This is a genomic window from Faecalicatena contorta, assembly GCF_001404335.1.
In the GTDB taxonomy this organism is placed as follows: domain Bacteria; phylum Bacillota; class Clostridia; order Lachnospirales; family Lachnospiraceae; genus Faecalicatena; species Faecalicatena contortus_B.
On the sequence record NZ_CYZU01000002.1, the window covers coordinates 47,375 to 68,527 of the forward strand.

At 47.0% G+C, this 21,153-nt stretch carries 32 protein-coding genes and 1 tRNA gene; all 33 read right to left on the reverse strand.

What is annotated here, in order from left to right:
• Position 1: 1 nt before the first annotated feature.
• A complete protein-coding gene (locus ARB69_RS01400; protein ID WP_018595913.1) occupies positions 2 to 223 on the reverse strand; it encodes a hypothetical protein in 222 nt (73 codons plus the stop codon).
• A 9-nt stretch (positions 224 to 232) separates the two neighbouring features.
• The gene (locus tag ARB69_RS01405) at positions 233 to 1,108 is read right to left on the reverse strand and encodes a hypothetical protein (protein WP_055150239.1); all 876 of its coding nucleotides are present in this window, start codon (positions 1,106 to 1,108) and stop codon (positions 233 to 235) included.
• A complete protein-coding gene (locus tag ARB69_RS01410; protein ID WP_018595911.1) occupies positions 1,083 to 1,391 on the reverse strand; it encodes a DUF5026 domain-containing protein in 309 nt (102 codons plus the stop codon). The genes ARB69_RS01405 and ARB69_RS01410 overlap by 26 nt, the downstream gene beginning before the upstream one ends.
• 11 nt (positions 1,392 to 1,402) lie before the next feature.
• A complete protein-coding gene (locus tag ARB69_RS01415) occupies positions 1,403 to 1,843 on the reverse strand; it encodes a hypothetical protein (protein ID WP_055150241.1) in 441 nt (146 codons plus the stop codon).
• Complete coding sequence (locus ARB69_RS01420) at positions 1,840 to 2,190, reverse strand: hypothetical protein (protein ID WP_018595909.1); 351 nt, start codon at positions 2,188 to 2,190, stop codon at positions 1,840 to 1,842. The genes ARB69_RS01415 and ARB69_RS01420 overlap by 4 nt, the downstream gene beginning before the upstream one ends.
• Positions 2,187 to 2,603 (reverse strand): hypothetical protein, encoded by a 417-nt coding sequence (locus ARB69_RS01425; RefSeq protein WP_018595908.1) that lies wholly within the window; start codon positions 2,601 to 2,603, stop codon positions 2,187 to 2,189. The genes ARB69_RS01420 and ARB69_RS01425 overlap by 4 nt, the downstream gene beginning before the upstream one ends.
• Positions 2,603 to 3,094: a hypothetical protein gene (locus ARB69_RS01430; protein WP_018595907.1), complete on the reverse strand. Its 492-nt coding sequence runs from the start codon at positions 3,092 to 3,094 to the stop codon at positions 2,603 to 2,605. Before ARB69_RS01430 ends, ARB69_RS01425 begins: the two co-directional genes overlap by 1 nt.
• A gap of 10 nt (positions 3,095 to 3,104) precedes the next feature.
• On the reverse strand, positions 3,105 to 4,139 hold the full coding sequence (locus ARB69_RS01435) for a hypothetical protein (RefSeq protein WP_018595906.1): 1,035 nt from the start codon (positions 4,137 to 4,139) through the stop codon (positions 3,105 to 3,107).
• Between the two features lie 13 nt (positions 4,140 to 4,152).
• Positions 4,153 to 4,545: a capsid cement protein gene (locus ARB69_RS01440; protein WP_018595905.1), complete on the reverse strand. Its 393-nt coding sequence runs from the start codon at positions 4,543 to 4,545 to the stop codon at positions 4,153 to 4,155.
• 12 nt (positions 4,546 to 4,557) lie between these two features.
• Entirely contained in the window at positions 4,558 to 5,832 is a 1,275-nt protein-coding gene (locus tag ARB69_RS01445; protein ID WP_055150243.1) for a hypothetical protein, read from the reverse strand.
• 48 nt (positions 5,833 to 5,880) lie between these two features.
• Complete coding sequence (locus ARB69_RS01450) at positions 5,881 to 6,141, reverse strand: hypothetical protein (RefSeq protein ID WP_018595903.1); 261 nt, start codon at positions 6,139 to 6,141, stop codon at positions 5,881 to 5,883.
• On the reverse strand, positions 6,134 to 6,631 hold the full coding sequence (locus ARB69_RS01455; RefSeq protein ID WP_087148790.1) for an XkdF-like putative serine protease domain-containing protein: 498 nt from the start codon (positions 6,629 to 6,631) through the stop codon (positions 6,134 to 6,136). The genes ARB69_RS01450 and ARB69_RS01455 overlap by 8 nt, the downstream gene beginning before the upstream one ends.
• Before the next feature lies 1 nt (position 6,632).
• Positions 6,633 to 7,649, reverse strand: coding sequence for a phage minor head protein (locus ARB69_RS01460; protein ID WP_055150246.1), 1,017 nt, complete (start codon positions 7,647 to 7,649; stop codon positions 6,633 to 6,635).
• Positions 7,603 to 9,003, reverse strand: a complete 1,401-nt coding sequence (locus ARB69_RS01465) for a phage portal protein family protein (protein ID WP_055150248.1) — start codon at positions 9,001 to 9,003, stop codon at positions 7,603 to 7,605. Before ARB69_RS01465 ends, ARB69_RS01460 begins: the two co-directional genes overlap by 47 nt.
• A 6-nt stretch (positions 9,004 to 9,009) precedes the next feature.
• Complete coding sequence (gene terL / locus ARB69_RS01470) at positions 9,010 to 10,416, reverse strand: phage terminase large subunit (protein WP_083486982.1); 1,407 nt, start codon at positions 10,414 to 10,416, stop codon at positions 9,010 to 9,012.
• Positions 10,409 to 10,885 carry a hypothetical protein gene (locus tag ARB69_RS01475; RefSeq protein WP_018595898.1) on the reverse strand — a complete coding sequence of 159 codons (477 nt, stop codon included), beginning with the start codon at positions 10,883 to 10,885 and terminating at the stop codon, positions 10,409 to 10,411. Before ARB69_RS01475 ends, terL begins: the two co-directional genes overlap by 8 nt.
• A 9-nt stretch (positions 10,886 to 10,894) precedes the next feature.
• The gene (locus ARB69_RS01480; RefSeq protein ID WP_018595897.1) at positions 10,895 to 11,815 is read right to left on the reverse strand and encodes a ParB N-terminal domain-containing protein; all 921 of its coding nucleotides are present in this window, start codon (positions 11,813 to 11,815) and stop codon (positions 10,895 to 10,897) included.
• On the reverse strand, positions 11,770 to 13,209 hold the full coding sequence (locus ARB69_RS01485; RefSeq protein WP_055150253.1) for a hypothetical protein: 1,440 nt from the start codon (positions 13,207 to 13,209) through the stop codon (positions 11,770 to 11,772). The genes ARB69_RS01480 and ARB69_RS01485 overlap by 46 nt, the downstream gene beginning before the upstream one ends.
• Before the next feature lie 259 nt (positions 13,210 to 13,468).
• Positions 13,469 to 13,544: transfer RNA gene (locus ARB69_RS01490), tRNA-Lys, on the reverse strand.
• Entirely contained in the window at positions 13,545 to 14,054 is a 510-nt protein-coding gene (locus ARB69_RS01495) for a hypothetical protein (RefSeq protein ID WP_055150256.1), read from the reverse strand.
• On the reverse strand, positions 14,023 to 14,295 hold the full coding sequence (locus ARB69_RS01500) for a hypothetical protein (RefSeq protein ID WP_055150261.1): 273 nt from the start codon (positions 14,293 to 14,295) through the stop codon (positions 14,023 to 14,025). The genes ARB69_RS01495 and ARB69_RS01500 overlap by 32 nt, the downstream gene beginning before the upstream one ends.
• Before the next feature lie 191 nt (positions 14,296 to 14,486).
• Positions 14,487 to 15,050 (reverse strand): hypothetical protein, encoded by a 564-nt coding sequence (locus tag ARB69_RS01505; protein ID WP_018595892.1) that lies wholly within the window; start codon positions 15,048 to 15,050, stop codon positions 14,487 to 14,489.
• Between the two features lie 107 nt (positions 15,051 to 15,157).
• Complete coding sequence (locus ARB69_RS01510; RefSeq protein ID WP_018595891.1) at positions 15,158 to 15,403, reverse strand: DUF6083 domain-containing protein; 246 nt, start codon at positions 15,401 to 15,403, stop codon at positions 15,158 to 15,160.
• Positions 15,404 to 15,407: 4 nt separating this feature from the next.
• A complete protein-coding gene (locus tag ARB69_RS01515; RefSeq protein ID WP_018595890.1) occupies positions 15,408 to 15,647 on the reverse strand; it encodes a hypothetical protein in 240 nt (79 codons plus the stop codon).
• Positions 15,648 to 15,706: 59 nt separating this feature from the next.
• Positions 15,707 to 16,333, reverse strand: a complete 627-nt coding sequence (locus ARB69_RS01520; protein ID WP_055150264.1) for a putative HNHc nuclease — start codon at positions 16,331 to 16,333, stop codon at positions 15,707 to 15,709.
• A 31-nt stretch (positions 16,334 to 16,364) separates the two neighbouring features.
• Positions 16,365 to 16,667, reverse strand: a complete 303-nt coding sequence (locus ARB69_RS01525; protein ID WP_055150267.1) for a hypothetical protein — start codon at positions 16,665 to 16,667, stop codon at positions 16,365 to 16,367.
• Positions 16,664 to 17,071, reverse strand: a complete 408-nt coding sequence (locus tag ARB69_RS01530) for a hypothetical protein (RefSeq protein WP_055150270.1) — start codon at positions 17,069 to 17,071, stop codon at positions 16,664 to 16,666. The genes ARB69_RS01525 and ARB69_RS01530 overlap by 4 nt, the downstream gene beginning before the upstream one ends.
• Positions 17,072 to 17,124: 53 nt before the next feature.
• Positions 17,125 to 17,673 carry a hypothetical protein gene (locus ARB69_RS01535; protein WP_055150273.1) on the reverse strand — a complete coding sequence of 183 codons (549 nt, stop codon included), beginning with the start codon at positions 17,671 to 17,673 and terminating at the stop codon, positions 17,125 to 17,127.
• 12 nt (positions 17,674 to 17,685) lie between these two features.
• Positions 17,686 to 18,603 carry a hypothetical protein gene (locus tag ARB69_RS01540; protein WP_055150276.1) on the reverse strand — a complete coding sequence of 306 codons (918 nt, stop codon included), beginning with the start codon at positions 18,601 to 18,603 and terminating at the stop codon, positions 17,686 to 17,688.
• The gene (locus ARB69_RS01545) at positions 18,593 to 19,045 is read right to left on the reverse strand and encodes a RusA family crossover junction endodeoxyribonuclease (RefSeq protein ID WP_055150279.1); all 453 of its coding nucleotides are present in this window, start codon (positions 19,043 to 19,045) and stop codon (positions 18,593 to 18,595) included. Before ARB69_RS01545 ends, ARB69_RS01540 begins: the two co-directional genes overlap by 11 nt.
• 12 nt (positions 19,046 to 19,057) lie before the next feature.
• Positions 19,058 to 19,447, reverse strand: coding sequence for a helix-turn-helix domain-containing protein (locus ARB69_RS01550; protein ID WP_055150282.1), 390 nt, complete (start codon positions 19,445 to 19,447; stop codon positions 19,058 to 19,060).
• 1 nt (position 19,448) lies between these two features.
• Positions 19,449 to 20,300, reverse strand: a complete 852-nt coding sequence (locus ARB69_RS01555; RefSeq protein WP_242857495.1) for an ATP-binding protein — start codon at positions 20,298 to 20,300, stop codon at positions 19,449 to 19,451.
• 5 nt (positions 20,301 to 20,305) lie between these two features.
• On the reverse strand, positions 20,306 to 21,115 hold the full coding sequence (locus ARB69_RS01560) for a hypothetical protein (RefSeq protein WP_157355586.1): 810 nt from the start codon (positions 21,113 to 21,115) through the stop codon (positions 20,306 to 20,308).
• Positions 21,116 to 21,153 lie beyond the last annotated feature (38 nt).

A 21,153-nucleotide genomic window follows, 5' to 3' on the forward strand; every position in this document is an offset into this window, starting at 1 on the left:
TTCACTTGACCTCCTTCTTCATAAAACTTTCTACAATCTTTTTCGCCTCCGGTCTTGTAGCTTCTGTCTTTCCTGCAAACTTAAAGGCAGCAACAACGCACTCGCTCCGTACCTCTGGTCCGAATACCTTTTCTGCGTATTTTGCCAATTCATTCACATCGTAAACAGATTCCGTAGACGTTTTCTTTTCCGCCGCTTTTGTGTCGGCAGTCTTCTTTTCCATGGAATCCTCCTATCTGAAGTCCGTTCCAACTTCTACAATCATGTGCGGTCTGTTCTTGTATCTGAGCAGACCGTATTGAACTGTTACGATAAGCTGACCGTCCTTCAGATAGTCAGCTTTATTATTTACCTGCAATCGCTTAATTCTCATAGGCGATTTATCCAGCATTGCAACCTCACCGGCCAGTGACAGGCCGTTAGCCAATGCCATTACCCATTTCAATCTCAGGTCTGCGGCAGAGCACAGAACGTGGACTGCAATTCTGCCGTCCATCCACGCCACGGTATTTGTTTCTCTACCCTTTTCCACGGTATCTAATCGGCAGTAAAAAACCGGTGCTTTCGCATCTGCTACTCTGAAGGAATCCATATTGTCTTGCCCCAAAACAAAGGCTTCTGGCATTATCCTCTTTATATACTGATTCAAAGCAACCACGGGGTCTGGGTCCGTTGTTTCCTGGCATGTGTATTCTAAGATATCGAACCTGATTTCCATTCCGATGATTCTTGTATCCGTGCCGCTTTCCCTGGAAGGTATTTCAAAGCCGTCTGTTCTGGACCACGCAAAACAATACGGTGAACCGTTATCCGGATTTATGATTAAGTCCTTCAGGCACTCCTTTATTGCAGGCTCAATTTCTTCCGGCGGTATGCCCGCTTCATCGCATAGCAGGCTTATTTCCATAGTTCCTGCGCTCTTTCTTTCCTGATTAGCCTGCATATCTATTGCATATACAATCCGTGGGTACTGGCACGTCCAACCACGCTGATTATCTGCCGGTGCTGTCTGGTAGAAAATAGCCGGTTTCCCGTCATATCTTGCCAGTCTTCCCGCTACTCCCTCATGGTTCGTGAACCAACTATGAACTAACTCCTCCAACGTCATCTCCAACACCGCCTCCTGATCTATATTCATGGACTTCAATCATGTCAGCAGACCAGCGTACTTCCCATTCCCCTGCGGCAACTTCATCAGCCGGAAGGAAGAAATGATTCGTCACGTTAGCAATCCCTGGGTGATATTGCACCGTGATCTGTTTATCTGTGACTGCTGTTACGAACCCGCCCCGTCCATCCGGCCAGGAACGATGCTTTGCGTACATGAGATAGCCTTTTTTTATCTGTGCGGTATCAAACACTTTAGTTATCGAATCTACTATCAACGCCATCTCCGCACCTCCTAACTGTATGGTTCGTTGTAGATTGCCACGATTTCAGGCGTGGCTTTTTCGGTTATTTTGTCTTTGTATGGACGTGGTGCCATTTTGGACGTACCATTTTCCAGATACCCAGCGTAATGCTGTTCGCTTTCAAGCACAGCAGTTATTTGTACACCGCCGCTTCCCGCACTTCCTCCTTGCACCTCACCATGCCAATTCAGCCTCAATGCTCCACTTCTTCTTGCCGGTGGCTCTCCGGGCGCTGAAGCCGTATAAGTTGCACTGCTGTACGGTTTCTTGTAGACACGCCCACTCCTGGAGCCTTTCAGCACATCTAATTCTGCATTCCGGATGGCATTAACAGCCCTGGTTCCCCTGGATACCGCCTGTCTTCCGACATTTTCTACCACCCGGTCTACCGCAATTCTCAGTGCTGCTCCCGCTTGGCCTATACTGCTCATTTCACATCCATCCTTTCTTCCACATAATAGATGGTGCAGATTCCCAGGCTTCCGGCTTCATCGACACCCTGGACAAGAAATATCCGTTCTCCCAGAATCAGCTTATCCTCCGCTTTTGCATTGGGTCTTCCGCTCTGGACAATAGTGTGAGAAATAGGATGCTGTAACTGTTCCCATCGCATCTTCTGCTTATTGTCAGCTTCAGCAAGTACTCCTCTTACCATCTTTGTTCCGTCTCCCACATATGATGTCTTTGGTCTTCCTGACGCATTCACGCCAGCGATATTTTCCTCCACAATGAAATCCTTATACAGATTCCCCGGCCTCAGATACATGAATGTTCTCATTCCGATTTCGCCTCCCCGTTTTCCATCATTCCAGCATAGAAATATGGCGGGCGTTTCCTGCCATCAGGACCGGCACCGTATTGAGGAATTGTAGCGGAACTGTTCTGAACTTCTTTCTTCAACTTCTCGTAGTCCTCTTTCCATATTTTCGCACGTTCAGCAAATGAGAAAGACAACGGGCCTGTTTTCGTATCCGGCTCATATGCGAATCTCCGGCAAATGCTTTCCAGCAGTGCCAGCTTTGCTCTCTTCCACTTCCCAGGAAACATCTCCAACACGGCTTTTATTTCTGCATCACTAAGGGCGGAGGTTTCCGCTCCGCCCTCAACCATCGTATCGCCCAGTTCAAACCTCATGCGGTCTTTGCCGCACTCCCTGATTTTTTCTGGTTCGTATGTGTACCTCTTTTCCATCAGGCACCACCCTTTTCCTGAACCTCCCCGTTATCTGCATTGTCTTCCGGTGGTTCCGGTCCTTTATTCAACTGAGTAGCACGTTCCTCCGCCGCTTTCTGGATTCCTTTTCGGGAATCGGCAGCATTCAGAAGAATCAGCGCATTTTCGTCTTCCAGTCCGGCGATATCCTTTTCAGCTTCCTCCACTGTTTTCTGCATGATAGAGAATACTGTGGTTACAGTCTGAGAACTCGTGATTACCTCCAGGATGCCGTTTTCGGTACTAATCGGTATTGTAATGAGGGTTTCCCCTGTTTCGCTCTGAAATGGGCGAATAGGGGTTACTGCCTCTTCTGCCTGAAGCACACCGCTTTCTACCTCCGCAATATAATTACTGTGAATCAGCGTCAATGCTCTCCCCGGCAGAACATATCCATCCGGAATAACCTCCCCATAGGAGAAACTTCTTCCTGACAGTGTGATAGGCTTTTTGCAAACAAATTCACTCATAAGGTTCCTCCTATACACAATTCTTCATGTAGCAGGCCAGGTCATCGGCAGTCTTTCTCATATCTGTAGACATAAGACCCTCGATAAACTCTGTATGGGTTCCGCCTTCTCCTTCAAACTGATCCGTTGCCATCCAGTTACCATTACCGAGCATATCCCAGGTGAAAGTATATCCGGCAGACGGTTCATCAATGGCCGGTGTCGGTGTTGCATAGCAAAGAAGCGCACCTGTGCTGTCACAGATAAACTGCATATCGTCCGGCTGTCCAGGCTCCGCAATATTGTAGGTGCTTTCCAGGACCGCAATCTCCTCAATCTGCAAAATCTGAGCCAATACCTGCTTAGTTACTACTGCCGGGTTCGCTGTGGAGCCGGTGTATTTCACACGCTCCAGGATATCCGGATGCTCAGTCAGTGCAATGTATGCATCGTATCCGAGTGCCAGCTTATTCGGCTCCCTGCGCCCACTCAGTTTAATTTCCCGGCGGCGGGCGTTGAAGAAATGTACCGGGTCAAAGTTCGCATCGCTGAATTTAAGGAACTGGCTTGCGCCCGGAGTTCCGGATGCAATTCCTTCCAGCTCATTCTCCCACACGCCTTCCCTGAAGTAGTGCTTTGCAAACTGTACGTCCAGGTGGAGATTCATCTGTTCGGAGACAAATCTTACTTTTGACCGGCGTGGGTCAATGGATGCCGGAGAATTGCTTCTCTGGTAGTCAAGAGTACCAATCTGGTCGATTCCGGTAATAATCTGGTCTACCTCGCACTTGTAGGTGTTATCGGTATGCCCCATTACCGCCGGATTGACTTTGCCATATGCAGGCTTTCTCTGAACATTATCCCTTGCCAGGTCACCCTTCAGGAATGTGTAATAGAAACTCGTAGTCAGTGCAACCGGGCAGATTGGAAAGATTCTCGTTGCCACCCAATCCGCCGGGTTTGCAAAATACGCCATGCTCATATTGCTGAGATATCTGTTCGGCTTCCACCCTTTCAGGATTCTTGCCTGAATATCCCCATTCGTTGTTACCTGTCTGTTTCCCATGTCTTCTTACCTCCTATGCTTTATATCCAGCCTTGATAAGCTGTACTCTGATAATGGTTCCGGCTTCCGCTGCGGCGGTGAGAGCAACCGCTGTGATGAAGTTGCCTGCTGCTGCCTTCACCGCAAATCCGTCAGCATCAGAAGTCAATTCATCACCGATCACGATTTTCGCTCCGGCTACCCATGCTCCGATGTCTTTCACCTGTACGGTAACATCGGAGCCTTTCTTGATTTCTTCATCCTCCGAAAGAGGGATAATACCGATGGCATTGGCTCCTGCCGTTGCCGTTATAGCCAAACCTCCGGAAATGATTACCGCTTTCCCCTGTGCTTCCTGGATATCTTCCCCCGCTTCCAGGTTGATTGTGGGGCTTTCATTGATTGTCGTTCCTAAATATGTTGCCATCTCGTTTACCTCCTATCTTCCACTTTCGTACTCATGGACTAACTGCGGGTTCTGCTGGCAGGCTTTGTCAATAGCTGCCTGGCGGTTCATGTCAGGGTTTGCAACCTGGATTTCATCGGCCTTTTTCTCAATCTTGGACCATGCATCCGGTTCAGAACCTCCATATCCGCCGCTCTTACCGATTTCTGCGAACATGCTGGATTTGCTCACTGCCTCAACAGAAGCATCCAGAATACCGATCATATCCGTATACGCACTGCCGCCTGCGTTTTTCAGGCTTTTCAGGACAGGAACCAGTTCCTCCGGCTTCTTGCCGATGATTTCGTACTTTTTAGCAATCTCTGCCAGTTCTTTTTCATCTGCTTCGTCTGCACGTTTCTGTAACCGCTGCAATTCAGCAGCGACCAGCGGATGCAGGCCAGCATAGATATCTTCTGTTGCAGGAGCCACTTTATTTACAGTCAGCTTATTATCGCCCTTCTTAGCAACATCCTCCTCTTCCCCTTCGCCTTCACCCGCTTTCTTTCCTTTAGGGTCGGCTTTGTCAACTGCGGCAGGGGCAACACTGCATCTCTTTTCGATATCCTCAAAAAAAGCTCTCTCTGCCGGTGTGAGTAAACTCTTGTCAATCATGGTTTCTTCTCCTTTCAACTCCACATTTTCTGTTACGCCGTTATCAGCATTTTTCTTTACCGGTTCTCCGGTTTCAGCATCAGCAATCATTCCTTCCAAGCGTTCCTTCGAGAACTTCATGAAATTCAATACCTCCTCTGTTACCGGTTCAGCCGATTTTTTGATTACGTTGGCTCCATTTCCTGAAATCCACTGTGGAATAGCTGCCGTAACTGTTGCGCTGAACTGCTCTAAGCTGGACTGCATCAATTCCTGAGCGTTGTCAACCTCTTCGTCACACATGATGGAACATAGCGAACTCTGCAAGGCATAGCAGATATCCCATATTTCATCATTGATTTTCCGCCTGTTCCGCTCCTTCAACTGCTCTCCGAATGTCTGTGCGCCGCTCTTTTCAATCTCTTCTACGGCTGTATCTATTTCCTCCGGTTTCATGCCGACTGCTTTTCCGATAGCAGAAAAAAACCTCTTCAGGATGCTTTCTTGTTTAGGTTCCTCTGCTCCCTCCGCAACTTTTTCTCCCTGTACTCCTGCGGCACTCCCTCCTGGGATTCCGTCTTTGTTTTTGTACAGCAAGACATTTGCTTTGGGGTTTGCACCGGTATCTACAAAGTCAACCTTTGTAATCTTTAAATCCTTTAGCTTTGTAGCCACTTTTCCGTTTCCTCCTTTCTTTTGGGTTTTTATAATGCAAAAAGCACCCTACTGGGTGCTCTCTGAATTATCCTTATGGACTGGTTCGTAAAAATCCTTGAAAACTTCCGGAAGTGCTGGAATCATTTTTTCATTCAGTTCCATATTGGCGGCTATAAGATACAAATGAAGAACAGGAAGTTTACCTCCTTCATGCTCAACACTATATTTTTGCACGCCTTCAACCACTTTCCCATTTATGCTAATTTCTGTACCATTTATCGTTTCTTTGATAACTACTCTCGGAATAATTTCATTCATTTTAACCATCGGTAACCTCCTCTCGGACAGCTTCTCCCTCTATAGAAAACATCGGGTACTCTCCCGACTTAACTTTATCCCATACATCAGGGTCCGTCACTCTGAATCCTATCCACCATGCTTCAGGCAAGGTTCCTTCCGGAATACCCATGACCGCCATCTTTTCTTTTGTAAACATGATGCTTTCAACTAAGACAGCGCAGCCTCCTCTCTCGTGCATCTCTCCACCTTCCCGGTAGAACTCCACAAAATTATAGGCTGCATGTTCCAGAACATCCGGGTCCACAATATCTTCCTGCAAATCAGTGACCTGTTCTCCATCTGATGTGATTGCTACATTGGCCCAACCAAAGGCAAGCATTTCATCATCATCCGACTTATGAATCTTAAAACGTCCTTTCAGAACGCTTCTGGTACTCTCTGGTTTCCCTCTGGTTGCATTTGAATCAGTTGTCTTAGGATTTGTTGGGGTATGCACCATTTCCCCGAATACAAGCATTTTAACCACTCCCTTCTTTGAATACTGGTGGAGATACTTCTATGTACTGTACAGCGCAAGCGCATCTGGGATGTGCAGGCGGTGTTCTCTTTTGACCGGCAAACAGGATTTTTCCTTTAAAATCAAATTCATCATCCATCGGAATCTGCATACCGTCCAGTCCACGGCACATATCACACACATTCCCATCTCCAGAAGTGCTCCACCTTTTTTCCATCACTCCGAGAAAATTCTGTCCTTGTGCCTGCCTGATACCTTCGTCAGCACCTCTGTTGTAAGCAAACGCCATTTCTGTCTGAGCAATGTCAAAGGCCCGCTGCCTGTGCTGTCTCTCCGCATATTTGATTGCCGCATCCCTGGCCTTATTCCTGACACTCTCCGGTTTCATCTTCGGATGCTGTTCTTTCAGCTTAGTCTTCACTGAATTGTAATACCGGAGATTAGCCTTTGCCTGAGATTCAGTAAGCCCTACGCATGGACGGATAACTCTTGACAGTTCATCTACCGTGTAGGTTCCGTTTACATGCTGTGTCAGCATTGACTTTATCGCCCGTTTCTGTTCGTCTGTCACGGAAGTAACAAATTCAGCCCCTCTCTCATTTATCCACGACAGAACAGATGGCGTATTCAGGTCAAAAGCAAAATCAGCAGCAAAGGCATCCATGATAGGCTGCCCTATGGAGCCTGCCGCCATTGCATTCTGCCATACCGGATACATTCTCTCAGATACCATGATGGAATAATCCTGCATCCACAGCCGTATCGTTTCCTCTGACAACACACCGTCCAATATAGCCTGACGGATTTCTTTGTAGGTAAAAGCATCCTCCTGGTCTTTCCAGAATCCAACAAGGAACTCAACCGGTTCAGCCGTGTTTTCATCCAGATATCCATTAAGCCGGTCCAGGATTTCTATGCTGGCCTGCGTCCTGAGTTTCTTCTTACCCTTCTTTTGCTTGAAAAGGAACATCTTAACCGCTCCTTCCCAGCCGTTTCTTTGCGGCCTGGACTTTTTCATCCGGTATCTCTTTCGGCTCACTTTCATCCGGATTTCCAGGCGTTACCTCCGGCTCCGGCGGCTCACTCTGATTCTGCTGCGCCTGTCTCTCGTTGGAAATAACTCTCGTATCTCCCGACCGTTCCGGAAGGTCTGCCACTTCTCTCACGTAATCTTCCAGCCCATCATCAGGAACCAGTACGCCAACTCCCGTCATATCCTTGATGTAGGTTGCTATTTTAACAATATCGGCGTTTTCGATATCACCATGTTCCAGCGTTGGGTAATCGGTAATTCCATCAAAGTGACTGCCGTTAATATCAATCAACTGAGGGATTCCTTGACTGTTGAACGTTTCGCATATGATGTCCAGATAAGCCCCTATCGCCATGGCAAATAATTCCGTCTTATCAGAACTGAGAGCGAAGCTGCCTACCTGCTGGTGTCCAAGGAAAATAAAATCAGCCAGGACCGTCATTGCCATCCCGGTATCGTACCTCTGGATAATTGCATTGGTATCAAACTGCTTCGTTCCGCCGGAACTGAGTAATTCAAATTCGTACCCGGCTGGTTTTACGATTCCGGCAAGTTCATCTACCCGGACGCTTTTCACCATGGCTTCCATCCCACTTCTGAGTTTTACCATATCCGGATCATTGTCATCCCATATGTCCAGGTCTTCCGGTGCTGTGAATACCGGCAGCCCAGCCAAGTCTCTTTCTATTCCAATTCCCTCATACTCCTGTATGCGGCGTTTGAAATACCAGGAACGATATGCGTTCCTGAGAATACTTCGCCCCTCCGGATTCCCCTTCCTGCTTTTCGTCCGGAACAACATGGCTTTTTCTACCGGTATCGTAATCAGCCCATAATCTGGCGGCGGCAACTGTGTCATAGCCACCAGGTTATCTTCATTGTCATACTCCCACTGGTAGAGAGTTTCCTGTGCTCTGATAGGCAATTTCCTCCATCCTATCAGACCGTCATTGTACTTGCTTCGTGTCTTCGGATTGCTGGTCTTTCCCATCCTCCGCTTATAGACAATTTCATGGAAACTCCATCCGTATGTCAAAAACGACAAGATTTCAGAAATGGTATCCGTCCAGGTATCCTGCATATCATTCATGCACTCTTCCACGAATTGAGCGGCTTCTTTGTCCTTTGCGGTATCTCCACCAGGCTCTACAGTCCATGAGGCTTGCCTGATAAGCATTTCAACAGCAAAAAGGATGGCTCCGATAGTATCATCGTTCTCAGCCATCTCCCGGTATGTTTCTATGCCCTTCTTTCCCCGCAATTCTCTCAGGAACTCCTCGTAGAAGGTTCCGCCGTATCGTTTCTGCCCTATTCGACCAATTTCATCTGTTCGTGCCATTGTCTATCACCTCCTCCAATAACTTTCTTTGTTCAGTCCTCCAGGTGGCGGAGTAGCTGCATTTCTGCTTTCGATTTCTGCAAATGCAGAAGAACTTGCATCCACCATATCCTTGAACTTACTTTCAGGGAATGATTCTAACTGTGTCAGATACATCTCATTCCACTCTCCCATTACCAGGTCCACGTTTCCAGCCTGCCATTGTGCTGCAAATGGCTCTGCTCTGGTTTCTTTGCTTCCAGTCTCCGGTATTGCCTTGACAATAAAACCAGCAAGCATTTTGATGTAACTTTTTGCCTGGTCTTTTCCGGCTTGCCCTGGGTCCTGCGGCAGTCTTTCAACAACCCTCTTATATTTCTGTTTATCCATCGTGCAGGTGCTCTTGATATGCTTACGAACGTCATCTGCATCCAATCGAACGTTCGTAACATTTGCCACAACGTATCTTCCATTCCTGCGTTTTCCAATGAGTACGCCTGCCGTGTATGCCGGATCACCGTCTTCATCTTCGCTTGTGGCTGCCAAATCCCAGCCTCTCGCCCAAGAAATAACATCGTCTGGCACAGCTTCCAGGAACGCTCCTACCTGGCTCCGCTTGAAGAATAAGCCCGCCGCCGGTTTTATTTTCCAGTTCCCATACAAAAGCCGTTCTCTCTCCACCAATGGCAATGCTTTCAAGTTTGCCAGATATCCAGGGTCACGCTTCATCAGAATTTGATTATCCTGAAGGGTACTGGCAATGAATGTAACACTCTTGATTTCCTCTTCGTCTGCGCCCTTTTCGATGACTTCCTGCTTTGTGTCTCCCCATATCAATTCATCGTTGATACGGACCATGTAACGTATCTTCCCACTTCGCTCCGGTATCGGATACCCTGTATTCTGGTCTATCCACCAGGCTATGAACTCGGCAACCCAACTATCTGCATCCGGGTTGCATGTTGCCCTGATATAAGGCTTTACGTCTGAATCTGTACGGTTTCGAGATAGCATGTAGAAGAATTGGTATCTGCTGAAGTGTGTCAATTCATCAAAGCCAATCATGGCAATCTGAGAACCCTGCCAGCTTTCACAGTCATCGTCACTTCCGAGGTGTGCAAAGTTCACTTTTGCCCCGCTCGGAAACTCCCAGTGCAATTTGGGGGTCTTCCTTGGCATAGCACCACGAATATATCTGTATAGGCTTCTGCTGGAATCCCAAAGACCGCCTTGTGCCGTAACCTGAGTGTAGTTCCGCCTGAATATGACGGCACCAAAATCCGGGTCCGACTTATGCCGCATGGCTTCCATCAGTAACCCGTAAGTTTTCCCGCCTCCTGCGGCTCCACCATAGATACATACATCAGCAGGAGTGGCTAAGAACGCTTCCTGCGGGCCGGGCTGCGGTTTTATTACAATCTGCCTTTTAGCCATCGTCACCGCCATCCCTTCCATTATCCGGCAAGTAGAATACAACATCGTCTTCTGTTTCTACCTCTTCCCGCTTAACGAAATTCTCAGGATTGCGCTTGTAGTGGCTTGACTTCCTGTTATTGAGCCAGTACATCTGAGCCAATACGTCAGGAGGGCATTCTTTTTCAACCGTCTTCACTTTCAAAGGTTTTCGATTCCCATCAGCGTCCACTTCAAGGATGCTTTCCTTTTCCGTATACCGATATCCTACAGCACGTTCATACAGCTTTCTTTCTACCTTTGCGTCCGCCTGGTCTTTCCCGGCCATAAGAGCCTGAAGGAAACTTTCGTGGTCCTGCTTCCATCGGTGTAGCGTCCTGACAGATATTCCAAACGCCTCCGCTATTTCATTATCGTCAGCACCTTTTATAGCCAAGGACCATGCCCAGTCATCGTGGTATGCCTGGTTATATTTCAACGGTGCTGCCATGCTTTACACCTACTTTCCGGCTAAATATTCAGCCGCTAAGTATTCAATGGCCTGCCACTTATTTTTAGGTCCAACCACTCCATCATCTACCATCTTCTTCACTGCCTCCTGAATCATCTCTGCGGCTTCCGCAGGAACCGCACTGCTTCCGAAGATGCTTGTTAGCTGTACCCATTCGCTATCTTCCGTGAATCCTATCCCGTCAAGCATTTCTCCGGTACACTTAATCATGGCGTGGATGGCTGCCCCGGTATTCTTCACGTTTGCAAACTGCTGATATCTTGTCAGCGTTTCCAGGAAGGGTTTATGCTGTTCTATATCTGCCACGCCGAGAACATCCGGTTTGGTTCCGTCCAGCGCATCAATGAGTTTCTGCATATCTGATATCTGGTGCGGCAGGAAGGTGAAGGTTATGTTCTTCCAGTCAAACTCCACTGTGGGCGATAGATATTTTTCCAGTTCCGCCTCCGGTTCTGCCAGGATTTCTTTTCCTGCATAGCTTTCAATCATATCGTCCACATCTTCCAGCATTCTTGCCAGTTCCTTCAACGTGGACTGATCATCAAATCCGGAGATTGCATTATGGGCTATCTGCTTCGCCACAATCTTTGACCGGTTCAGGCCGCTAACATCCAGAATGACAAAGAACTCTTTCATCCCCGCATCTTTTCCAGACCGGATTCTGTGATGCCCGGAGATAATCTCTATTCTGGTTCCTTCCTCTGTCAGCGCACAAAAAGGCAGTGATTCTAACTGTCCACGCTTCTTGATGTTATCTGTGAGTTGCCGTTGCATTTCATTCTTCATTATCCGGGCGTTAATATCCTGTTCCCTGATACACTCAGCAGGAACTCTTGCGATGATAAGCCCGGAACCCATATCGGCTATTTGCTCATAGCTGATTTTGCTTTCGCTCTTTCCTTCTGCCACTTTTCTTCCCTCCTTAACCATTCAGCAAGTGTCTGTTTCTCCGTCCGGTCCTTCAGTTCTGATTCATACGTCAGCCGGAATCCCATCTTCGCATCCGGTATGCGCTTCGTTAATTTCATAACCCCACGCATTTCCTTTGCTTCCGGATACTTTGTCATCTGCACTGTTTTCAGATGCCCCACCTTTTCTTTCTCCAGGTCAGTGCATATCTTATAGACAAAGCACTTATTCTGCGCCAACATAGTCAGCAGTCTTCCAAGTCGGTACTTCTTGTGTGGAACCGTCATGCCATACATAAGAAAAAGAGCATCTGATACCTGAGTACCGAACGCTCCCATAGTGAGTGCCGACTTATCAACGCCAAACACTCCCGCTATTTTCCCATCAATCAAGACTGCAATATTGACAGGAGCGGAAGAACCAACAAAGTTATGCGTCCATAGCTGGCGGTAATACTGAGCCTCTGCTCTTTCTATCTGGCATAACTGTACTTTGGTTTTCTCCGTGATTTCATAATCTCTTGGAAGCATACTGCACTCCAAAGCGTTCAGCTTGCTTTCCCCTGGCCGGGCAATCTTCTTGCCATTCGCCAGTGCCGTTGCTTCCTCCGGTCTATTTGATGTGAGGTATACATTTACCCCGCTCCTCACGCCATACCTGGCAAATACTGGCTCTCCGGCTGTCTTACCTGGCTCATTCTCTTCATAGCAAAGAACCAGGCACTTTGCGTTCTTACACATATCCATGAACTCCTGCAGGCCGGTGGCTGGGTCAAATATCCCATACTCCGGCTCCTTCCAGGTCATCATGCCTCCGGTGTCGTAATACTTTTCAAACCCTGCCGTATAGGTTGGCGGATTTGCAATCACAACACAGTGTTCATCATCGAGGATTTCAGCCATGTGCTTCCACATGTCAAGTGCTCTGTAATTCATTCCATTGAGCAGCGTCTTTGCCCTCTCCAACTGTTCCCGGATATTCTTAATGTGCTCTTCTCTTCTGCTTGCCAGGTCAAGCATGAAATTGTAGAAGTATTCCTTACCTGCATTCTTCGCTGTACTGAGATATTTCCATGCATACATCGCTACTGCCGGATCCAGCAATTCTTCATCGCTGAATCCCTTTGCATGGATTTTCAACTCTTCCATCGGATTTCCTGCTATCGCATACCCCATGATGGACGTAAACATTGATACGTCCGATGCTTCCACCCGGCTCGGCTTAAATCCCGCCTGCACTGCCAGGTGTGACATAGCGAAAGCACCAGCGCACGGTTCCACGAACTTCGTGTACCCGTTCTTTCTGGCATTTTCCAGAAGCACTTTCAAGAACTTCTGCTCCGACGGAACCAACGTACCCAGGAAGAATGCCCCTGGATTCTGAAACATCGCCATATTACTCTCCTTTCTTCGTTGCTATATATTTTATTGCCCGGTCTGGTGAAGCCGCTGGATGCAACTTAGAAACAGCCCAGACATATAAAAAGCTGCCGTGTAAACCGACAGCTTGATACTTTTGTAAGTTTCTTGTGCAATCTTACCAATCGGTATTTTTATATCCCCCGAGATCGGAGAGACTATCACTGTCAAATTGCACAATCTCAATCAAGTGCAAAAGAAAAGCCCCACCCGTTTCTGAGTGAGGCATTGTTTTTGGTCCGCCGAGCAGGAATCAAACACTGCGTCCTCCCGGTAAAGTGCCGGGTGCTCTAACACTAAGCTATCAGCGGTTAAGTTGTGTAGTGAGGATACATCGCACGATACAGGTCACTCATAAACGACATCTGTTCATATCCAGATTCTTTCTCCTGGCGCATCTGCTCCTCTTTTTTCCTCTGCTTTGCTCCTGGGTCCGGTGACGGATCGGGCAGTTCTTCAATCTTCTGCCCCGTCTTTTCGTACCACCATTCCGCAAAGACTAATCTATGGCACCATTCATCGGGCTTTCTGACATCTTCGTAGCAGCATAGCACTACATCTTTGCCTTCATCCAGGTACGCCTGAACGATTCCCCCGATGACTGGGTATCCACTTTTTTCTAAATGCTTGAAGTACGGTTCCCTGAACCTTTCCCTGTTGTTCTCATTCCACAGGTATCCCGGCGGTGCTATCTGTATGATATCACCGGATATTCTGTACTTCACCGGAAACTTCGGCATACTCCGGACAACTCCGACCACCGTATACTTACCCGTTTCCAACTCTTTGTTACTGAATCTGCTTGTGTACAACTTTGCCATTGTTCAAACTCTCCTTTCCGTAGATGCTGACAAGCGTTTCGATTCCTTCAGCAATTCTGGCTTCAATATCTTCACCCAGGGATAGGTAGAATCTTTCATGTACCATGCACTCATACGCTTTCTTCATCCGCAATGACTGCTCTGCTGTTATACCAAGCCGGAAGTCCTTTGCAATCCGCAGTGCTTGTTTGTACTGCTTCTGTGCTACCAGGCTTCTCACCGCGTCACTCTTTCTAACCATTCTCAACACCACTTTTTTCCGTTTGGTAAGTTTTCCACATCTTCATTCTAACCCTTTACCGGCTGGTGTCAATCTGAATCGCCTTATTTTTATGGAGTGACATATCAGTGATTCCAGTTTACATCTTACCATTTGGTAAGTTGCCCTGTCAATGCCCTCTTTTTGCCCCGTGATTGCCCCCTGGTTGGATTCTATCTCTGGAAGCCATCAATTCCAAAGATAAGAGCAGTAAGCCGCTTACATGCCGCTGTAACGTCTTTGTAGACCGTTCGCTCCACGATTCCTTCGCTTTCCGCTATATCCTGTACCGATTCCGGCACTTTCTTCAGGTACAACCCCTCCACCACACGGTATCTCCTTCTATCCTCCGGGTAGGGGGAATCCTCACAGCTTTTCTTGTATACTTCCAGCATGGCGTTCACATGATTCATAATCGCCCTGGTCCTCATAACTCCTTTTTCGATGCTTTCAACCCTGCTATCCTTATCTGTTCTCCTTCCCTCCATCATCTCAATAATATCAATCACGTCTTCGTCCAGTTCCTCATAAATTCGGTATATTGCTTTATCGCCGTAATCAGAGAAATCACGATAATGTTCCAGAAGCAATCTCGTATTATTGAGCCTCCTGTCGAACTTCTCCTTCTCCTCCCGGTCCTTCTGCTTGTTGTAGGTTTCCATCGCCACTTTCGCCGCATGTTCTGTGATCTGGTCCAATACTTCTTTGCTTAGTAACTGCTTCTGCTGCTTTCCCATCGGTAATTCCTCCTTGATTGATAATTGCGTTTTTTCTGCATATCTGTTACAATATTGCTTGCTGGACATATTGAAGGACTGCCTCACCGATGGGGTGGTCTTTTCTTTTACCTTCTGGAGCAGGTTGCGAAATGAGAAATATATCCACAGCCTTCAGCTTCATCTACACTGCACTTTTCTCCCGCTACTACCACTCCCTCCGGGGTAACGATTCTTTCTTTCCCTCCCGGAACCGCCTTATAATTTACCAGTTCCGGATTCACCGGCATATTCTTACCAGCTTTTGTCTTTACCCACAGGATTCTGTCTCCACACTGTCTACAAGTTCCAAACGGGTCATATTTTCCACCCATATTCTCACCTTCTTCCCTTTTTCTGCTCCCTTCGGATATCTCTGCATATTCGGTCACACATTTTCTGATTGCTAATCTTGCGTTTATTGGTGGATTGAATTTTTTCTGCCACGAATTTGTACATATCCTCGTCTACATCCGCCAATTCTCCCCTCGTGCATAAGCATAGGGAAGCGAACGGCTCTGCACAATAATCAACAATCGAACAGTTTCCACAATGCTGGTCTAATTCACCTATCTTCATTCTGTGCCTCCTACAGTTCTTAATATTGCGTGCGTCACTTTCCAAAAATGAAATAACCACTATGCCACGAACTTAATTCCATACACTCTGTACCTTTTCTCAAACTCTGCCATTCCTACCGTATGAGCCTCCGTATGATGAATCCTGCAAAGGCAAATCTTCCGGCTTTCTGAATCATCCACCTCCGTTCGGTCATTTCCCATGCCGATAGCATCTACATGATGGATTTCTCCTTCCCGCCCGCAAATCGCACACTTTCTATTCTTCAGGCAGGCCCACAGGTAATGATCTATGTCATCTGTCCGGTTACTGCCAAAGTCCAAGAGCGGAACCCCTAACTCCAGGGCCAGGTCCAACATCGTATTGATGAACTCCCTAGCTGTGTCCATCGTGCAGTCCGACAGGGAAAATTCATTACAGCCGGTCCGGATGATATGCTCCACCTTCAACCTCTGCTTCATTTCCTCCGGAGTGTAGCCGGTGAAATCTGCAATATCCCGGATAGTTGCATATGCCTTTCTCCTCTGATTTGCACTGATATGCCTTCCGTCATCAAGCCAGACCATGCAATCCTTGATTCTCTTCCGCAGGATTGCATCCTCCAAGTTCCTGTGAGGAATGAATATCTGCAAATGAGTGCCATTCCGGTCCGGCTTGTAGGCTTTTATGTTTGCGTACTCATACATCTCTTCCTCCGGGTTGCCATTCTATGTTCTGTCAATGTCTGTTCGATTTCTCCAGTTTCTCTATCTCCTCCAGCTCTGGGAAGATCAGACATTTTGCCATTCCTTCCGCAAACTCTTTCGCTCCCTGGTTCTTCTGCTCTATCTGGTCTGCCAGATGCCGGAAGACGATTACCAGCATTCCTGCATCTGCTGTCGCATAGGGTGTCACTGCCTTGATAATCCTCCTGGAGTAGTAATCAAATCCGCTTGCCATCAATTTCATGGCTGATTCTGTCTTTCCATTCTGGACCAGATTGTTTCCTCTTGTGACGAAGCTCTGCATCCTGTTCTTCATAGAATCCCTCCCTTTATTCGGCTATCGCCTTGGTCTGTTTTTCTGCTACCGATGGAACCAGGCGTGAAATCTGTCCGGGTTGAGTAATCTACTCCAATACGGCATACACTCTCTTGCATGTCGTGTGCGGAAATCCCGTACTGCCTCACGCAATACAGGAATCTGTCTGTCGGGGATATCTCTATCAGCTTTTTCATGTACTTTTTCCGGATACGGCTCTTTCTGTGATGATAAGCAAATGCCCTATACCTCCGCACCAGCCTGTCATGCTCCGGCTCCGCTTTCTTCGGTACTTCTGGAACTTCCTGCACCTCTGGTTTCTTCTGGTTCGCCTCTGGTTGCGTTTTATCTTTCCGGCGGATAAATTTATTACGGACGGCTTTTAAAACCTCTATAAACCGCATATAATCCCTCCTTTTTCCGGTGGTTCAGATGTTTTCCTCCCCACCGGTCCGTTTTAATCTACCTCTTCATACCCATAGCCATCATCGCCTATGTCATCATCCTCTCTGAAGTCTTCTATGCTCACATCGCCCTCTACCGGCCCCGGCAGTGCTCCTTCATCCATCACTTCTCCCTCCAGGAGCGGAACACCGACAGCGTCTTCATCCGGCTCGTTCATGGCTTCCTGGAAATCCGTATCAAAGATACTGCGCTGTTCCGTGTTGTTTACGTACGTCAAAACATATTCCTGCTTCTCTTCATCCCAAACCATTGCCATTTCAGGGTTCACGCTTCCCTTCTCTTCGTTTTTTATGTTGATGGCTGATGTTACTTTGTGGTCGAATTTCGGTTTCAGGATTTTTCTTGTTTCACCTTTTACATTTGGGTCATAGTTTGGAATAAACTCCGGAACCAGCTTAATATCCACAGAGATAGAAACCTTTCCCTCCATGCTTTCTTTCTCCTTCATGGTTCCTAACGCTCTCTGCAATACGATATTTGCATCTCTTCTCAGCTTATCAAAGGTATCCGCTTCAATCCTCAGTTCTTTACAATCTTCCATTTTTCCTTCCTCCTAAAACAATTTATTGATAAGTTCCATGGCGTATGTAGTATCTACCTTGTCATTACCAGTCGCTTCCTGATGCTTTTTCAGTTCATCAATCATCATCTGGAAGCATGTCGTGTCAACCCCGGTAAGCTGATCTTCCAAAACTTTTACATCGGTCAAATCCAATGCATTTAACTGCATCGCCATCTTCACATACTGACCTGCATTGATGTGATATCCTCTTTCCAGATATTTCCTGGTCCTGATAATTGAACACAATGGGTATAACGAACCAATGTAATACAATTCCTTGTTTATGATGCATTCCAACGCTTTCTGCGGAAGGAAAAGTTCATTATCCCAGGAACTCCACGCACAAGTACAATGTGCAAAATCATAGTTTCTGTGAATATCTTCAACCTCTCCGTAAAATCTAGTGACTATCTGAATTTTGTCCGAGAGAGTGATGGCATTGCTCGTGATGAACCTTGGTCTGTACTTCTCCTTGCTGTCTTCGTTGGCCGGTTCCTTTTGTTCTTCCGGCTCCCGCTCCGCTCCAACCGCATCGTCCTCTTCTGGCATAGTGTCAAAATTATAGGAAATGTCGCTTTTCTTTTCCTCGTTTTCGTCTGCAATCCCTTTTGATGAAATAAAACAACTTACCTTTCCTGTTTCTTCTTCCACTTTGAGAGTGACTGGCTTATCTGGATGTGACTTGTTCCACTTGCTAACATAATATCCGGCTACGGTAATGCAGGCTGCCTGATTCCTGAAATATATGTCATAATCATTTACAGGCTCTCCAGTCAGAAGAGAAACCAATGCGCCGCCAGTTACTATAACGTTTTCAGAAATAGCCTTCTTTACTTCTTCATTGTCTATACTGTCCGTCCAGGCCCGTACTCTTGCTTTTAGATGCTTTTTGATATTTTTACTGTTCATGATCTCCTCCTACCTCTCTTATCGAAACCTCCACTCTGGGCTGTTCGCTGTAATATTTGCGGAACATCCCATCTACAACCATTGCATCATCACGATATGCAATCCCATTAAGGCTATCGCAGATTATCTTAGCGATATTATCAAAATCCGGCTTTTTTACCGGTCTGATCTTACCCTCAATCATCATCTGCCGCTTCTTCTTAGATGTGCTTTTCGGAATCCCGTAAAATGCAAATATCCGAACATCCAGCATTGCATCATCTGAAAACCGAAAACTTCCGCACTGATTCTCATATTCAATTTTTACCTGATTCTCATATACGACTGTTGCTTTTGGCGTATACGCCCGTGCAAACGTCTTTTCTCCATCTCCTGATTTTCTGACAGATACCCTGGGTCTTCCTTTTGCCTTCGGCTCGCCGTATACTGTAAACTTCACCATACTGCTTTCTCCTTACTGACTTTCCAGGCTTGATTCTTCCAACTTAGCCTGAAGGCAAAGGTAATTGCTCTTACCCTTTTCTCTCGGAACCTTTATCTGCCTAACTGTATATCCGTTCTTAACCAGGATTCCGGATACCGCCTGCCGGTCCTCCTGGGTGTATATCCGCAGTTCTGCCAGTGGATTGAAGTCATCATGCTTTACTCCGAAAAATTCCTCCGGCCCACATTCCAGAACTTCCGCCATACTCAGCAGTACAGAGCAGGGAATATCCGTGCTCCCTGTTTCATAGTTTCCTACTGCACTCTCGCTTTTTCCTACCAACTCTCCTAACTTTTTCTGAGAGATTTTCCGGTCTTCCCGGATTCTCTTGATATTCAATCCAATGCTTTTACTGTCCATATCATCCCTCCAGTAACCTCTTAGTCTCTTCATATCTTTGCGCCGCTTCCCTCTTCCTCCAGGAAATTCCCTTAAATTCAAGAGGGTAGCACATCTCAAAAACTCTGTCATAAATGCGTTCATAACGGATGTCACTTGCCGCCTGCATCTGGCTCAACGTCAGATTGGTTGTCAAAATAAGCGGCTTCTTTGCCCTGTATCGGTTGTCAATTATTCCGTACACCTTTTCCAGCGCATAGTCTGTGCTCCTCTCTGCTCCCAGGTCATCAATTATGAGGAGGCGTACACTATTCAGCCGGTTAGTGAACGCCTCCTCTCTTTCCCGCTCAAATCCCTGCATTTCCTGCAAAATCCGGACAAAGGAAGTCATCACAACTGAGGTACTATGTTCCAGCAGATAATTTGCAATGCAGGCAGCCGTATAGCTTTTCCCGGTTCCTACCGTTCCATAGAAGAGAAGCCCCTGGTTATTCTCATACATCTTCTTGAACTCTTTGCAGTAATTCTGTGCGATACTCAGGTGTTTTTCATTTCCGCTGTTCTTCCGGAAATTATCAAAAGTGGCTGTCTGGAAGGTTTCATCCATCATGCTACTGATTCTCGCCCTCCGGATGCTATGCATCTCTTCCTCCTTGCGCTCCCTCTCTTTACGGGCTTCCAGAGCATCCGCTTCACATTTACACATAATGGCAACCTTCCGCTTACCCATTCCAAGGAAATCTATCTCTCTTTCCTTTCTGGTATGGCACTTGCCACAGCAAAGCATCCCATCATCTCCGATATAATCGCCGTCTTTCATATATGATTCTTTAGCCAATCCAGCAACTACGCTTTCCACTATACTGCTTACCACGTTATCTACTCCTTCCATTGCCCGAATGGGTTACTATCCTCTGATTGCTTATTGGATGCCGGTATATCCGGCGCAGGCCGTTGAATTATCCCTGGGTTTTCTTTCTCCACTTTACTTATTACCCAGTTCAGAATCGTCATGTAATCGCTCCTGTATGTTTTCCCGGTTGAGCCTTTATACAGGTTCAGAACTTCCACAAATTTATCTGCCGCCCTCTGCCCGTATCCGTATACCAGTTTCCCGTATTCATCTTCTGTCAGGGAAACAAAATCTGCATACTGCTTTTTCTCTGGCTTCTTCTTTGCCGGTTTCTTCGCCTTTTTAGGCTTTTCCGGCGGATTGTCCGGTGGACTGTCCGGTGGACTGTCCGATGGACTTTCCTGTGGACTTTCCTGTGGACTTTCCGGTAGATTCTCTGCTTTCTGAGCCTCTGCCTTCTTCCTGGCTCTCTCTTTTCGCTTCCGCTCCGCATCATATTCTTTTGTACTCAGGAACTTATACCACTGCTCCTGCCATACATCCCAATCATGCAGATATAATGAACCATCCTCCATTTCATCAATCCAATGCTGGCTGATAAGATTGTCTACAATTCTGTGTGGGTCAAGCCCATCGCTTATCCCCTTTGTCACTTCCTCCGCAATATCATTCTTATCACAGCTTCTCAACTTGCCGGTTCTGTCCGCATTCTTCAGGCCCCATAACCACATTGAAACCAGGATTCCAAGTGCTTCCTTTTTGGAACATCCTATTTCCTTTGCAAGTTCTCTCAGTTTCCCACCATCCACATGGTCATGTACACTGATCCATGCCAACAACATCACCACCTTTATCGTGGCGGTAGGATTTACCC